We start from the raw sequence: 14,299 nt of genomic DNA on the forward strand, positions 1-14,299 counted from the left end.
GGAGGAGGCCCAGTATCCGGAGGAGCAATACCGCATGTCGTTGACCTTCATCGATCACGCGATCCTCCATGCTGCCGGCCAGTGGTGGATCTACCCGATCCTCCTCGTCTTCTTCTTCGTCGACGGCTTCGCGATGATCGCGCCGAGCGAGACGCTCATCGTGGCCCTCGCCGCGTACTGGCGCCATTCCGGCGAGCCCAACCTGTGGATCCTGGGCGCCACGGCGCTCATCGGGGCGATGGCAGGCGACAACGTGGCCTACTTCCTCGGGCGCAAGATCGGCACCGACCGCTGGAAGTGGATGCGGCGCCCGCGCGTGCAGAAGGTCTTCGGCTGGGCCCGGCACGAGCTCGACAAGCGCGGCGCCGTGCTGATCTTCACCGCCCGGTACATCCCCTGGGGCCGCGTGGCGGTCAACTACGTCTCCGGCAGCACCGGGTTCCGCCACCGCACCTTCTTCTGGCTCGATGCGTTCGCGTGCCTGACCTGGGTGGGCTACTCGCTCGGGGTGGGCCTCCTCGCGAGCTCCTTCCCCTGGCTGCACCACAACCCGCTCCTGAGCGTCGTGGTCGCCGTCGCCTTCGCACTCGTCCTCGGCGTGCTCCTGGACCACAGCATCACGGTCCTCCACCGCTGGCGCGACACGGTCGACGCCCGCCGGGCCGCCGCGGCGGCGAGGGCAGAGCACGAGCGCGAGCTCGCCCTGCGGCCCCATCTGCCCGCCGACGACTACGCGCCGCGCGAGCGCGAGACCACGCCCACTCCGGGGGAGTGACCTGCGCGGTGGCCTGCTGCCCCCAGCTTCAATAGAGTTGGGGCGTGACTGAGCCGAACATCGACGCCGCCCCGGACCTCTCCTTCGACCTCCGGGCGCTGCCCAAGGTCTCCCTCCACGACCACCTCGACGGCGGCCTGCGCCCCGCGACCATCATCGAGCTCGCCGCCGAGATCGGCCACGAGCTCCCATCCACGGACCCCGTGGCCCTCGGGCAGTGGTTCCGGGACGCCGCGGACTCCGGCTCCCTGCCCCGGTACCTCGAGACGTTCGACCACACGATCGCCGTGATGCAGACCGCCCCGGCCCTGCGCCGGATCGCACGGGAGTTCGTCGAGGACCTCGCGGACGACGGCGTGGTGTACGGCGAGGTGCGCTGGGCGCCCGAGCAGCACCTCACCGACGGGCTCACCCTCGACGAGGCCGTCGAGGCTGTCCAGGCCGGCCTCGAGGACGGCATGGCCCTCGTGGAGGAGTCGGGGCGGGTCATCGCCGTCGGCCAGCTCATCACGGCCATGCGCCACGCCGACAACTCCCAGGCGATCGCCGAGCTCGCCGTGCGCCACCGCGACCGCGGCGCGGTCGGGTTCGACATCGCCGGGGCCGAGGACGGCTTCCCGCCCTCGCGCTTCGCCGAGGCCTTCACCTACCTCGCGCAGAACAACTTCCCGGCCACCGTCCACGCCGGAGAGGCCGCCGGCCTCGCGAGCATCCAGTCGGCCCTCGTCGACGGGCGCGCCCTCCGCCTCGGCCACGGCGTGCGCATCGCCGAGGACATCACCGTCGACTCGACCGACGAGGTCGACGAGGACGGCGTGCCGATCCTCGACGTCACGCTCGGCGAGCTGGCCGCGTGGGTCCGCGACCGCGGGATCCCGCTCGAGCTCTGCCCGTCCTCGAACCTCCAGACCGGCGCGATCGCCGCCTGGGGCGAGGACATCCTCGACCACCCCTTCGACATGCTCTACGAGCTCGGCTTCAACGTCACGGTCAACACCGACAACCGGCTCATGAGCGGCGTGACGCTCACGGACGAGTTCGAGCTGCTCGTGGAGGCCTTCGACTACGACCTCGACGACCTGCTCGAGATCACGCTCAACGCCGCCGAGGCCGCATTCCTGCCCCTCGAGGACCGTGAGGACCTCGTCGAGTACATCAACGAGGCCTACGCGAACCTTGCCGAGTAGGCACGGGCCGGGTGAGGCCGCGGGTGCGGCGGGAGCCGTGAGGTGAGCGCCGCCGTCGACCGTCTCGTGGAGGTGGTGCGGCTCCTGCGGGAGCACTGCCTCTGGACGGCCGCGCTCACGCACGCCTCTCTCGTGACGTACCTCATCGAGGAGTCCTACGAGCTCGTCGAGGCGATCGAGGACGGCCAGCCGGAGGAGGAGCTGCGGGGCGAGCTCGCCGACGTGCTCCTGCAGGTGGTCCTGCACGCCGAGATCGCGCGGGAGCGCGGCGCGTTCGACCTCGACGGCGTCGCGGGGGCGCTCACCGCGAAGCTCGTCCGGCGCAACCGCCACGTCTTCACGCCCGACGGCGCGCTGCAGCCGAGCTTCCCGACCACCGTGGCCGAGATCATCGCCTCGTGGGACGAGGCCAAGCGCCAGGAGAAGGCGGCCGCCGGGTCGGGGCAGGGACCCGGGCCCGACGGCGACGGCTCGCCCCGGCTCGTCGGCCCCGACGCGCTCGAGGGGCTTCCGCGGCACCTGCCTGCCCTCGCCCTCGCCCAGAAGGCACTGGGGCGGGCCGAGCGGCGGCGTGCCCTGGAGGGCGCCGGGCCGGCCGGCGGGCCCGATGCCCCGACCTCGGCGTCCGGTGGGGTGACCTCGGCGGGATTCGCGACCGAGGAGGAGCTCGGGGACTTCCTGCTCGACGCCGTGCGCGCCGCCCGCGCCGCCGGGCTCGACGCCGAGCGCGCGCTCCGCGCCGCGGTCGGCCGCCTCTGAGCCCAGCCCGAGATGGGCGTCACAGGTCGCGCCGCCGAGCGCGGGCCGGATAGTCTGGTGCCGACACCGTGCCTGCCCCGCGGTTCGGCGCGGGCAGCGCCTCCTCATGTCAGAGCCGTTCCATCCACCAAGGAGCACATCCATGGCCCTTATCGATGCCATCCACGCCCGCGAGATCCTCGACTCCCGGGGCAACCCGACGGTCGAGGTCGAGGTCCTGCTCAGCGACGGCTCGCTCGGCCGCGCCGCGGTCCCCTCGGGCGCCTCGACGGGCGAGTTCGAGGCCGTGGAGCGCCGCGACGGCGACAAGGGCCGCTACCAGGGCAAGGGCGTCCAGCAGGCCGTCGAGGCCGTCCTCGACCAGATCGCCCCGGCGCTGACGGGCTTCGACGCCACCGACCAGCGCGCCATCGACCAGGCCATGATCGACCTCGACGGCACCCCCAACAAGGGCAACCTCGGTGCCAACGCGATCCTCGGCGTCTCCCTCGCCGTCGCCAACGCGGCCGCCGACTCCGCCAACCTGCCGCTGTACAAGTACCTCGGCGGCCCGAACGCGCACGTCCTGCCCGTGCCGCTCATGAACATCCTCAACGGCGGCTCGCACGCCGATTCCGACGTGGACATCCAGGAGTTCATGATCGCCCCGATCGGCGCCGAGACCTTCTCCGAGGGCCTCCGCTGGGGCGTCGAGGTCTACCACAACCTCAAGAGCGTCCTGAAGGAGAAGGGCCTCTCGACGGGCCTGGGCGACGAGGGCGGCTTCGCCCCGAACCTGCCCTCCAACCGCGCCGCGCTCGAGCTCATCACGGAGGCCATCAGCAAGGCCGGCTACACCCCGGGCAAGGACATCGCGCTCGCGCTCGACGTCGCCTCGTCCGAGTTCTTCAAGGACGGCGCGTACCAGTTCGAGGGCAAGGCGCTCTCCGCGTCCGAGATGAGCGCGTACTACGCCGAGCTCGTCAACGACTTCCCGCTCGTCTCGATCGAGGACCCGCTCGACGAGAACGACTGGGAGGGCTGGAAGATCCTCACCGAGGAGATCGGGGACAAGGTCCAGCTCGTGGGCGACGACCTCTTCGTGACCAACCCCGAGCGCCTCCAGCAGGGCATCGACGCCAAGACGGCCAACTCGCTGCTCGTGAAGGTCAACCAGATCGGCTCCCTCACCGAGACGCTCGACGCCGTCTCCCTGGCCCAGCGCAGCGGCTACACCACGATCACCTCTCACCGCTCCGGCGAGACCGAGGACACGACCATCGCGGACATCTGCGTCGCGACCAACGCCGGCCAGATCAAGACCGGCGCCCCGGCCCGCTCTGAGCGCGTCGCGAAGTACAACCAGCTCCTGCGCATCGAGGAGGAGCTCGACGACGCCGCGCGCTACGCCGGCCGCAGCGCCTTCCCGCGCTTCAAGGGCTGACACCCTCCGCGCCGTCCGGTGTGCCGCCCGCGGCACCCGGGCGGCGCCTGCGCAGAAATGCGCCCCGCGGCGGCTATCGTTGAATGACGATGGCCGCCGCGGCGCATCGGGCAGGGGCCGCCGCAGCGGCCGGCCGCACACAGGAGACCAACGCAAGGAGCTTCCATGGCGACGCGTCGACCGGCCGTGCCCCGCACGCCGGCCACGAAGCGACCCTCGCCCGCCGCGCCCACCCCTGTGGTGGAGCCGGTCCAGGAGGCAGCACCGGGGATGGGGGCCCCGAAGGCCCAGAAGTCCCCGAAGTCCCCGAGGAAGCCGGCCGGTCCGGCGAAGCGGCGGACGGGGACCAAGGTTCCCCTCAAGACCCCGGTCTCCGCGGACAGCGCCCCCGTGCCGGCGCGGGCCTTCTCCGGCCGCATCATCGCCCTCGCCGTGGTGCTCGTCGCCATCACGATCATGCTCGCCCCGACCGTCCGCGTCTTCCTCGGCCAGCGGGCCGAGATCAGCTCCCTCCAGGCCGACATCGCCGCGAAGCACGCCGAGCAGGACTCGCTCAAGCAGTCCATCGCCCGGTGGGAGGACCCCAACTACGTCAAGCAGCAGGCGCGCGACCGCATTAACATGGTCATGCCCGGCGAGACCTCGTACTGGGTGTTCGGCGACGACGGCAGCCCGGCCGCCACGAGCAGCGGGACGCAGACGCAGGCGGGCGGCGACACGCCCTGGAGCCAGGGCTTCTGGGACGCGTTCGTGCGGGCCGCGACCGACTGAGCCGCCGCGGCACCCGCGGTGCCGCCCCCGTCAGAAGGCGGCAGGGCGCCGTCGTGCGCCCACCGACCAGAGCAAGGACAGTGAGAGCCCCGTGACCGAGACCCCCCAGCCGTCCGCCGACGTCCCGACGCCGGCGGATCTCGAGACCCTGAGCCGCCAGCTCGGGCGCCCCGTGCGCGACGTGGTCGCCATCCCGGCGCGGTGCGTGTGCGGGAACCCGCTCGTGGCGGCGACCGCGCCGCGCCTGGCCAGCGGCACCCCGTTCCCCACGACCTTCTACCTCACCCACCCCGTCATCACCTCCGCCGTCTCCCGCCTCGAGGCCGCCGGCCTGATGGCCGAGATGAACGACAGGCTCGCGGCCGATCCCGAGCTCGCCGGCGCGTACCGCCGCGCCCACGAGGCCTATCTCGCCGCGCGCGAGGAGATCGGCCGCCGCGCGGGCACGGGCCCCGTCCCGGAGATCGACGGCGTCTCCGCCGGCGGGATGCCCACCCGCGTCAAGTGCCTCCACGTCCTCGTGGGGCAGTCGCTCGCCCTGGGCCACGGCGTCAATCCGCTCGGCGACGAGGCGATCGCGGGGATCTCCGCCTGGTGGACGCCAGAGGCCTGCTACTGCGACGGGGCCTGGGACACCGAGGGGGAGGCACCGGACCGGGACCTCTCCCGGCACGGCCCACAGGGGCTGCCGGCGATGACCGGCCGGCCGGCGCCCCTCCGGCGCACGGACTCCGCCGAGGGCACCGCGGAGGGCACCGCCGGCTCCAGCGCCGAGCGGGAGGACGCGGCGGGGGAGGACCGGGCATGAGGGTCGCGGGCATCGACTGCGGCACGAATTCGATCCGCCTCCTCGTGGCGGACACGCGTCCCGGGGACGACGGCGCGCCCCGCCTGGCGGACGTCCACCGCGAGATGCGCGTCGTCCGCCTGGGCCAGGGCGTCGACGCGACCGGCATGCTCGCTCCCGAGGCGCTCGAGCGCACCTTCGCCGCCGCCGACGACTACGCCGCCACCGTCCGTGACCTGGGCGCAGAGCGCGTCCGCTTCGTGGCGACCTCGGCCATGCGGGACGCGCGCAACGGCGACGAGTTCGTCGCCGGCATCCGGGCGCGCTTCGGCGTCGAGCCCGAGATCGTGCCCGGCGCCGAGGAGGCCGCGCTGAGCTTCGCCGGCGCCGCGAGCGTCCTGCCGCTGGCCGCCGGCCGCCCCGTGCTCGTGGTCGACCTCGGCGGCGGCAGCACGGAGTTCGTCCTCGGCGACGCCGCCGGGGTCCGGGGCGCGCGCTCGATCGACATGGGCTGCGTCCGCCTCACCGAGCGGCACCTCCGCTCGGACCCGCCCACCGCCGAGGAGGTCGCCGCGGCGGAGCGCGACGTCGACGCTGGCATCGACGAGGCGCTTGCCGGCGTGCCGCTCGGCGAGGCGACCGCGGTGATCGGCGTGGCCGGCTCGATCACCACCATCACCGCGCACGCCCTGGGCCTGCCCGCCTACCAGCCCGAGTGCATCCATGGCACCGAACTGCCCATCGCGCAGGTGGCCGCAGCCTGCACGTCGCTGCTGGGACTGACCCACGCCCAGCGGGCCGAGCTGCCCTACATGCACCCCGGGCGCGTCGACGTGATCGGGGCCGGGGCGCTCGTGTGGCGCCACATCCTCGCCCGGCTGTCCACGCTGACGGACGGCCGCATCGCCACCGCCGTCACGAGCGAGCACGACATCCTCGACGGCATCGCGCTGAGCACCCTGACGAAGAAGACCACGTGATCCGACGCGCCACTGCCCTGACCCTCTCCATCCTCACGGCGCTGGCCGCGGCGCTGCTCGGCCTCCTGCCGTCGGCGCCCGCCGCGCGGGCCGACAGCATCCGGGACCGCGAGTACTGGCTCGGCGAGTACGGGATCGAGAAGGCCTGGGAGGTCTCCAAGGGCGCCGGGGTCAAGGTGGCCGTCATCGACAGCGGCATCGACGGCACGCACCCGGACCTGCACGGGGCGGTCGTGGGCGGCCACGACTCCTCCGGCGCCGGCTCTCCGGACGGGCAGAAGCCGATCGGCGCGAAGCCCGAGCACGGCACGCTCGTCGCGACGATGCTCGCCGGCCGAGGCCACGGCCAGGACCCCGGCAAGGACGGCGTGGGCCCGGACGGGATCGTGGGCGTGGCGCCCGAGGCGCAGCTCCTCTCGGCGTCCACCTGGCTGGGCTCGCCGAACCCCGCAGGGATCTCCGACCAGGCGCAGATCCCCGATGCCGTGCGCTGGGCGGTGGACCAGGGCGCCAAGGTCATCAACATCTCCCTCGGCAGCTCCTCGCCCGTCTGGCCAGAGAGCTGGGACTCGGCCTTCCTCTACGCGGAGCAGCACGACGTGGTGATCGTCGCCGCGGCCGGGAACCGCGTGGGCGGCAACGTCCAGGTCGGTGCGCCCGCCACGATCCCGGGCGTCCTGACCGTCGCGGGCCTGGACCGCCAGCGGAAGGCGAGCGTCGACTCCTCGTCGCAGGGCATCAGCATCGGCGTGGCCGCTCCCGCCGAGGAGCTCGCCGGCGGCCTGCCGGGCGGCGAGTACGCGGAATGGGCCGGCACCTCGGGCGCCGCCCCGATCGTCTCAGGGGTGGCGGCGCTCATCCGCTCGAAGTGGCCGGACATGAGCGCGGCCCAGGTGATCAACCGGATCGTCTCGACGGCGAAGGACGCGGGCGCGCCCGGACCCGACCCGATCTACGGCCGCGGCATCCTCGATGCCGAGGCGGCGCTGAAGGCGGATGTGCCGGTGACGTCCGTCAACCCGCTCGGCTCGATCGCCGACTGGATCCGCGTCCACCGCAAGGGCGCGGGCCCGGCGCCCACCGCCCCGGACGAGACGGCGGCCCCGACTGCCCCTGCCACCGCCGTGCCCGAGCCGTCGGCGCCGACGCCCCGCAACGATCCTGCGGAGAGCCCCTGGCCGGCCCTGACCGTGGTCCTCTCGGCGGTCCTCGTGCTGGGCACTGCCGCCGGCGGAGGCCTCCACGTCTGGCGGCGCTCGGTCCGCAGCCCCGCGGGCGGGGCCGCCCTGCCGCCGGACGCCGCGGCGTCGGCGGAGCCGGAGGAGTCACACCCGGGGAGCTAGTGAATATTTTCACAAACTGCGCTACGCTTGTTCCATGCCTTCCTCCCTGCAGCTTGTCGATCGCCCCCGCGTCCTCGTCGTCGGCGGCGGCTACGTCGGCCTCTACGTGGCCCTGAACCTCCAGAAGAAGATCGCCTCGGCCGGCGGCATCGTCACGGTCGTGGATCCCAACCCGTACATGACCTACCAGCCGTTCCTGCCCGAGGTGGCCGGCGGCAACATCGAGGCGCGCCACGCCGTCGTCTCCCTCCGCGAGCACCTCAAGCAGAGTGAGGTCATCCAGGGCTCGGTCACGAGCATCGACCACGAGGCCCGCAAGGCCGTCGTGGAGCTCCCGGGCGACCAGGGCACGGTCGAGGTCCCCTACGTCGACGTGGTCCTCGGCGCGGGCGCCATCACGCGGACGTTCCCGATCCCGGGCCTCGCCGAGGCCGGCATCGGCAACAAGACCATCGAGGAGGCCATCGCCCTCCGCAACCGGGTGATCGAGCGCATCGAGTTCGCCTCGACCGCCACAGACCCGGCCGAGCGCCGGCGCGCCCTGACCTTCGTGGTCGTCGGCGGCGGCTTCGCCGGCATCGAGACCATCGCCGAGATGGAGGACCTCGCCCGCGAGGCCGTCCGCAACAACGCCCGCCTGAGCCAGGACGAGGTCCGCTTCGTCCTCGTCGAGGCGATGGGCCGCATCATGCCCGAGGTCACGGCCGAGCAGGCCGAGTGGGTCGTCAGCCACCTCAAGGGCCGCGGCATCGAGGTGCTCCTGAACACCTCCCTCGCCAGCGCCGAGGGCTCCCTGAAGCTCATCAACATGCCGGACAAGACCCCTGCGGACGAGTTCGAGGCGGACACCCTCGTCTGGACCGCCGGCGTGCAGGCCAACCCGATGGTCCGCGCCACCGGCTTCCCGCTCGAGCCGCGCGGCCGCGTCCGCGTCCTGCCGGACCTCCGCATCGCCGGGGACGAGGGCATCATCGACAACGCCTGGGCTGCCGGCGACGTCGCCGCCGTGCCCGACCTGACCGGCAAGGGCCTCCCGGACGGCACCTGCGTGCCGAACGCCCAGCACGCCCTGCGCCAGGCCAAGGTCCTCGCGAACAACCTGTGGGCCAACCGCTGGGACAAGCCGCTGACCGACTACAAGCACAAGAACCTCGGTGCCGTGGCCGGCTTCGGCCCGTGGAAGGGCGTGGCGAACATCAACCTGTTCGGGCGGATCGGCCTGAAGGGCCCGCTCGCCTGGCTCGCCCACCGCGGCTACCACGGCCTCGCGATCCCGACGGCGGAGCGCAAGTTCCGCGTGCTCCTCGACTGGTTCTCCTCGCTCTTCGCCGGCCGCGACACGACCCCGCTGCAGGGCCTCGAGAACCCGCGTGCCGCGTTCGAGAGCGCCGCCCGCCCCGCCCCGAAGCCCGCGGCCGCCCCGGCGCCGAAGGCCCAGGACGCCGGCGAGAAGGTTCCGGCCGGCGCCAAGTAGCCCCGCCACCCGGCCCTCTCGGGCCGAGCACGACGACGGCGGCCGCCTCCCGCGAAGGAGGCGGCCGCCGTCGTGCTCCCGGCAGGCACCCCGCGTCGCGGCACGCGGGCGAGCCAGTAGGCTGGGGAGCGCGCCCCAGTAGCCCAATCGGCAGAGGCAGCGGACTTAAAATCCGCTCAGTCAGGGTTCGAGTCCCTGCTGGGGCACCATGCGCGCCGGAAGCTGCCGAGGCGTTACAAGGCTGTGACCACAATCACTGTAACGAGCGTTAACCGTTGAATTAGCCTGTCTTCTAATCAGGAACACCTGATTGTTCGCATCAGGGGCTCTCCGTGCCCTTCGATGGAGGAGATTACGCATGATTCAACGTCACCAGGCTGCGCCTCGGGCGGCGAAGCTGGCTGCACTCGGCATCGGCGTCGCCCTCCTGGCGACCGCCTGCAGCGGTTCCTCGGGGACGCCGTCGAGCTCCAGCTCGAGCTCGGGCAGCGCTGCAGCATCCGGCACCATTTCCTGCCCGGCACCGAGCGCGTCGGCAGGCGCCGGCAGCGCCTCGGCCGCGGCCACGGTCGCCCCCGGGGACGTGCCGAAGTCCTCGACCACCTCCCCGACCCCGCTCAAGCTGGGCTCGCTCCTCCCGCAGACGGGCGCCCTCGCGTTCCTCGGCCCGCCCGAGATCGCCGGCGTGAACCTCGCCGTGAAGCAGATCAATGAGGCCGGCGGTGTCCTCGGCCACCCGGTCGAGATCACCCACCGCGACTCCGGCGACACGACCACGGACATCGCGACCCAGTCGGTGACGAACCTCCTCGGACAGGGCGTGTCCGCGATCATCGGCGCGGCGTCCTCGGGCGTGTCCAAGACGGTGATCAACCAGATCACCGGTGCTGGCGTGGTGCAGTTCTCGCCGGCCAACACGTCGCCGGACTTCAGCACCTGGAACGCGCACGGGCTCTACTGGCGCACTGCGCCCTCGGACGTGCTCCAGGGCCGCGTGCTCGGCAACTACATGGCCTCCTGCGGCGCCCAGACGCTCGGCATGATCGTCCTGAACGACGCCTACGGCACCGGCCTGCGGGACAACGTCCAGAAGGCCTTCGAGGCCGCCGGCGGCAAGGTCGTGGACCAGGAGCTGTTCAACGAGGGCGACTCGCAGTTCAGCTCGCAGGTGGACAAGGTCGTGGCGGCCAAGCCGGACGCGATCGCGGTGATCTCCTTCGACCAGGCCAAGCAGATCATCCCGCTGCTGACGGCCAAGGGTGTCAAGCCGACGCAGATGTTCTTCGTCGACGGCAACACCTCGGACTACAGCAAGGACCTCAAGCCGGGCACGCTCAAGGGCGCCCAGGGCACCACCCCGGGGACCTTCGCGAAGGACGACTTCAAGAAGCAGCTCGCCACGGTCGACTCCGGTCTGAAGGACTACAACTACGCCGGTGAGTCCTGGGACGCCGTGAACCTGATCGCACTCGCGGCCGAGGAGGCCAAGAGCACCAAGGGCACGGACATCGCGGCGCACCTCCAGGACGTCTCCGAGGGCGGTCAGAAGTGCTACGACTTCGCCAGCTGCGTGACGCTCCTGCGCCAGGGCAAGGACATCGACTACGACGGCAAGTCCGGCCCGGTCTCCTTCGCCAAGAACGGTGACCCCCAGGAGGCCTACATCGGCATCTACCAGTTCGATGACAACAACAAGCCGCAGCCGGTCCGCGAGGAGTTCGGCAAGCTGAGCTGACCGGCCTCTGACGGTCAGCACGGCTCAGGGCCCCGGTCCCCGCGAGGGTGACCGGGGCCTCTGCACGCCTCGGGGCTGCTCCGACCGGTGGCGCCGCGGTGAGCACAGACGACGGCGCCGCCCCACCCGCGGAGGGTGGGGCGGCGCCGTCGTGAGCGGGTGCCTCCTACGCCTGGCCGGCCGCCTTCCCTTCGCCCTCGACGGTGTCGGCGAGGGTGCCGAGGTAGAGCTGGATGACCTTCGGATCCTTGAGCAGCTCGCGGCCGGTGCCCGTGTAGGCGTCGCGGCCCTGGTCCAGGACGTAGCCCCGGTCGCAGATCTGCAGGCAGCGCCGGGCGTTCTGCTCGACCATGATGACGGAGACGCCGGCCCGGTTGATCTCGTGCACGCGCAGGAACGTCTCATCCTGCTTGACGGGGGAGAGGCCGGCCGAGGGCTCGTCGAGGAGGAGCACCGCCGGGTCCATCATGAGGGCCCGGCCCATCGCCACCATCTGCCGCTCGCCGCCCGAGAGCGAGCCGGCCCGCTGCGCCCGGCGCTTCCCGAGCTCGGGGAACAGCTCGGTCACGAAGTCCCAGCGCTCCTTGAAGGCCTTGGGCCGCTGGAACATGCCCATCTGCATGTTCTCCTCGATCGTGAGCGTCGTGAAGACGTTGTTGTTCTGCGGCACGAACCCCAGGCCGCGGCTCACGAGCTTGTTCGCCTTGAGCCCGGTCAGGTCCTGCCCGCGGACCACGACGGAGCCGGAGTGGACCTTCACGAGGCCGAACATGGCCTTGAGCAGGGTGGACTTCCCTGCGCCGTTCGGGCCGATGATGCCGATCAGCTCGCCCTTGCGGGCCTCGATGCTGCAGCCGTTGAGGATGTTGACCCCGGGCAGGTAGCCGGCCACGAGCTTCGTGACGGTCACGACGGCCTCGCCGGCCGGTGCGGCGCCTGCCGCGGGCGCGCTGTGCTCGCTCACTTCTGCTCCTCCTTGCCGGCGTCCTCAGTGGCCTCGGTGGCACCGTGGGGCGCCCGACCGGCGGCCTCGTCCGGTGCCTCGGCCTCGTCCAGCCCCTCGCCCGGCGCGGCGCGGTGCTTGGCGGGGTGGCTGACGGTGATGGTCTCGGCCTCGGAGAGGACCGACTCCTCGGAGATGATCCCGGCGTCGGCGGTGCCGACCACCGACTCCTCGTCCGCAGCCAGCTCCTCCTCGAGCTCCTTCAGGCCGCCGGCGGCTCCGAGGTCCACGTCGTGGTGGGCGCCCAGGTAGGCGTCGATCACGGCCTGGTCCTTCATGACGTCGGCCGGCGGGCCCTCGGCCACCACCTTCCCCTCGGCCATGACCACGACCCAGTCGGCGATGTGGCGGACCATGTGCATGTCGTGCTCGACGAACAGCACGGTCATGCCCTCGGCCTTGAGGTTCTTGATGTGGTCGAGGAGGCTCTGGGTCAGGGCCGGGTTGACGCCGGCCATGGGCTCGTCGAGCATGACGAGCTTGGGGTTGACCATGAGCGCCCGGGCCATCTCGAGGAGCTTGCGCTGGCCTCCGGAGAGGGAGGCTGCGTAGTCGTCGCGCTTGGTGTCGAGCTTGAACTTGGCCAGCAGCTCCTCGGCCTTGCCAGTGATGTCCTTCTCGCGGCTGCCCCAGATCCCACGGAACAGGGCGTTGCGGAGCTTCTCGCCCGGCTGCTCCGAGGCGCCGAGACGCATGTTCTCGATGACGGTCAGCTTGCCCATGACCTTGGTGAGCTGGAAGGTGCGCACCATGCCGAGCCTGGCCACCTTGTAGGAGGCCATCCCGGCGAGGTCGCGCCCCTCGAACTGCCACTTGCCCGACTGGGGGGTGTCGAAGCCCGTGAGGAGGTTGAAGAGGGTCGTCTTGCCTGCACCGTTGGGACCGATCAGTGCGGTGATCTTGTGCCGGGGGATCTCGAGGTGCTCGACGTCGACGGCATTGATGCCGCCGAAGCGCCGGCTCACGTTGTCGGCGACGACGATCGGGTCGCGCTTGCGGCATCCGGGCGCCGCGGGCCCTTCGGCGATGGGGCGGCTGTCCGTCATGTAGTCGACGGTCCCGCCGGAGGTGGTCTGTGCCTCGCTCATGAGAATGCGAGCTCCTTCTTGTTGCCGAACACGCCCTGCGGCCGGAAGATCATCAGCAGCATGAGGGCGACGCCGACGAGGATGTAGCGCAGCTGGCCTGCCTGGGTGGGGCTGAGGAACGGCAGGACGCCGATCTGGATCAGCCCGAAGAGCACGTTCTGGGTCAGGGAGAGCACGACCCAGAAGATCATGGCGCCCACAATCGGCCCGAGCACCGTGGCCATGCCGCCGAGGAGGAGGCACGTCCACAGGAAGAACGTGAACTCGGTCCCGTAGTTCGCCGGCTGCACGACGTCGCGGGGGAGGGTGAAGACGAGGCCCGCGAGCGCGCCGAGGATGCCGCCGATCACGAGGGCCTGCATCTTGTACGAGTAGACGTTCTTGCCGAGCGAGCGCACGGCCATCTCGTCCTCCCGGATGCCCTTGAGGACGCGGCCCCAGGGGCTGCGCATGAGCAGCCAGACGCCGATGCCGAAGATGACCACGAGGCCCCAGCCGAAGACCCGGTAGAAGAAGTCGGGGCTGCTGTACCCGAGGTAGGTGCCCGCGGGGAAGGGGTTCAGCCGCAGGAAGTCCTGCCGGAAGCCGGCCAGGCCGTTGGCCGAGCCGGTGACGTCCGTGAGGGTGTTGGTGGTGACGATGTAGCGGATGATCTCCGCCGCGGCGATCGTCACGATGGCGAGGTAGTCCGCCCGCAGCCGCAGGGTCGGGATGCCGAGGATGAGCGCGAACACGACCGAGGCCACGACGGCCACGATGAGCGCGAGCCAGAACGGGAACTGCAGATGGATGGTGGTCATGGCGAACGCGTAGGCGCCGACCGCGATGAAGCCGGCCTGGCCGAAGTTGAGCAGCCCGGAGTAGCCGAAGTGCACGGCGAGGCCGAGCGCGGCGAGGGCGTAGGCCGCGGTCGTGGGGCTGACGAGCTCGCCGAAAGCCTCGAGAAGAATCTGTCCGAAATCCATGGTGGCCTC

14 protein-coding genes and 1 tRNA gene are annotated in these 14,299 nt (G+C 71.6%); 11 read left to right on the forward strand and 4 right to left on the reverse strand.

All coding sequences use genetic code 11. From position 1 onward, the window contains the following. Window positions 1–40: 40 nt before the first annotated feature. From SA2016_RS06840 to SA2016_RS06885, 10 genes are all read left to right on the forward strand, one after another. Window positions 41–775, forward strand: a complete 735-nt coding sequence (locus tag SA2016_RS06840) for a DedA family protein (protein ID WP_174835412.1) — start codon at window positions 41–43, stop codon at window positions 773–775. A 44-nt stretch (window positions 776–819) separates the two neighbouring features. Further along, window positions 820–1,962 (forward strand): adenosine deaminase, encoded by a 1,143-nt coding sequence (locus tag SA2016_RS06845; protein ID WP_066496868.1) that lies wholly within the window; start codon window positions 820–822, stop codon window positions 1,960–1,962. A 42-nt stretch (window positions 1,963–2,004) separates the two neighbouring features. After that, the gene (locus SA2016_RS06850) at window positions 2,005–2,721 is read left to right on the forward strand and encodes a MazG nucleotide pyrophosphohydrolase domain-containing protein (protein WP_084249371.1); all 717 of its coding nucleotides are present in this window, start codon (window positions 2,005–2,007) and stop codon (window positions 2,719–2,721) included. 142 nt (window positions 2,722–2,863) lie between these two features. Beyond that, on the forward strand, window positions 2,864–4,144 hold the full coding sequence (gene eno, locus SA2016_RS06855; protein WP_066496870.1) for a phosphopyruvate hydratase: 1,281 nt from the start codon (window positions 2,864–2,866) through the stop codon (window positions 4,142–4,144). A 165-nt stretch (window positions 4,145–4,309) separates the two neighbouring features. Continuing rightward, window positions 4,310–4,915, forward strand: a complete 606-nt coding sequence (locus SA2016_RS06860) for an FtsB family cell division protein (protein ID WP_084249372.1) — start codon at window positions 4,310–4,312, stop codon at window positions 4,913–4,915. A 91-nt stretch (window positions 4,916–5,006) separates the two neighbouring features. Further along, window positions 5,007–5,723 carry a DUF501 domain-containing protein gene (locus tag SA2016_RS06865; RefSeq protein ID WP_066496874.1) on the forward strand — a complete coding sequence of 239 codons (717 nt, stop codon included), beginning with the start codon at window positions 5,007–5,009 and terminating at the stop codon, window positions 5,721–5,723. Beyond that, window positions 5,720–6,682 carry a Ppx/GppA phosphatase family protein gene (locus SA2016_RS06870; RefSeq protein ID WP_066496876.1) on the forward strand — a complete coding sequence of 321 codons (963 nt, stop codon included), beginning with the start codon at window positions 5,720–5,722 and terminating at the stop codon, window positions 6,680–6,682. Before SA2016_RS06865 ends, SA2016_RS06870 begins: the two co-directional genes overlap by 4 nt. Continuing rightward, window positions 6,682–8,025 (forward strand): S8 family serine peptidase, encoded by a 1,344-nt coding sequence (locus tag SA2016_RS06875; RefSeq protein ID WP_066502114.1) that lies wholly within the window; start codon window positions 6,682–6,684, stop codon window positions 8,023–8,025. Before SA2016_RS06870 ends, SA2016_RS06875 begins: the two co-directional genes overlap by 1 nt. Before the next feature lie 34 nt (window positions 8,026–8,059). Further along, a complete protein-coding gene (locus SA2016_RS06880) occupies window positions 8,060–9,499 on the forward strand; it encodes an NAD(P)/FAD-dependent oxidoreductase (protein ID WP_066496879.1) in 1,440 nt (479 codons plus the stop codon). Between the two features lie 132 nt (window positions 9,500–9,631). Beyond that, window positions 9,632–9,708, forward strand: a tRNA-Leu gene (locus tag SA2016_RS06885). Between the two features lie 160 nt (window positions 9,709–9,868). Here the strand turns inward: SA2016_RS06885 and SA2016_RS22165 are convergent. Then, complete coding sequence (locus SA2016_RS22165) at window positions 9,869–10,120, reverse strand: hypothetical protein (RefSeq protein WP_229710725.1); 252 nt, start codon at window positions 10,118–10,120, stop codon at window positions 9,869–9,871. Between SA2016_RS22165 and SA2016_RS06890 the strand changes: the two genes are divergently transcribed. Beyond that, entirely contained in the window at window positions 10,083–11,234 is a 1,152-nt protein-coding gene (locus SA2016_RS06890) for an ABC transporter substrate-binding protein (RefSeq protein WP_229710723.1), read from the forward strand. The two genes, SA2016_RS22165 and SA2016_RS06890, sit on opposite strands and share 38 nt — an antisense overlap. Window positions 11,235–11,400: 166 nt before the next feature. On the opposite strand, the gene SA2016_RS06895 is transcribed toward SA2016_RS06890, so the two are convergent. The 3 genes from SA2016_RS06895 to SA2016_RS06905 are packed head-to-tail and all read right to left on the reverse strand — an operon-like array spanning window position 11,401 to window position 14,290. Further along, complete coding sequence (locus tag SA2016_RS06895) at window positions 11,401–12,198, reverse strand: ABC transporter ATP-binding protein (protein WP_066496883.1); 798 nt, start codon at window positions 12,196–12,198, stop codon at window positions 11,401–11,403. Then, window positions 12,195–13,325, reverse strand: coding sequence for an ABC transporter ATP-binding protein (locus SA2016_RS06900; RefSeq protein WP_066496885.1), 1,131 nt, complete (start codon window positions 13,323–13,325; stop codon window positions 12,195–12,197). Before SA2016_RS06900 ends, SA2016_RS06895 begins: the two co-directional genes overlap by 4 nt. Then, window positions 13,322–14,290 carry a branched-chain amino acid ABC transporter permease gene (locus SA2016_RS06905; RefSeq protein ID WP_066496887.1) on the reverse strand — a complete coding sequence of 323 codons (969 nt, stop codon included), beginning with the start codon at window positions 14,288–14,290 and terminating at the stop codon, window positions 13,322–13,324. The genes SA2016_RS06900 and SA2016_RS06905 overlap by 4 nt, the downstream gene beginning before the upstream one ends. Window positions 14,291–14,299 lie beyond the last annotated feature (9 nt).

The organism is Sinomonas atrocyanea (assembly GCF_001577305.1).
GTDB lineage: Bacteria > Actinomycetota > Actinomycetes > Actinomycetales > Micrococcaceae > Sinomonas > Sinomonas atrocyanea.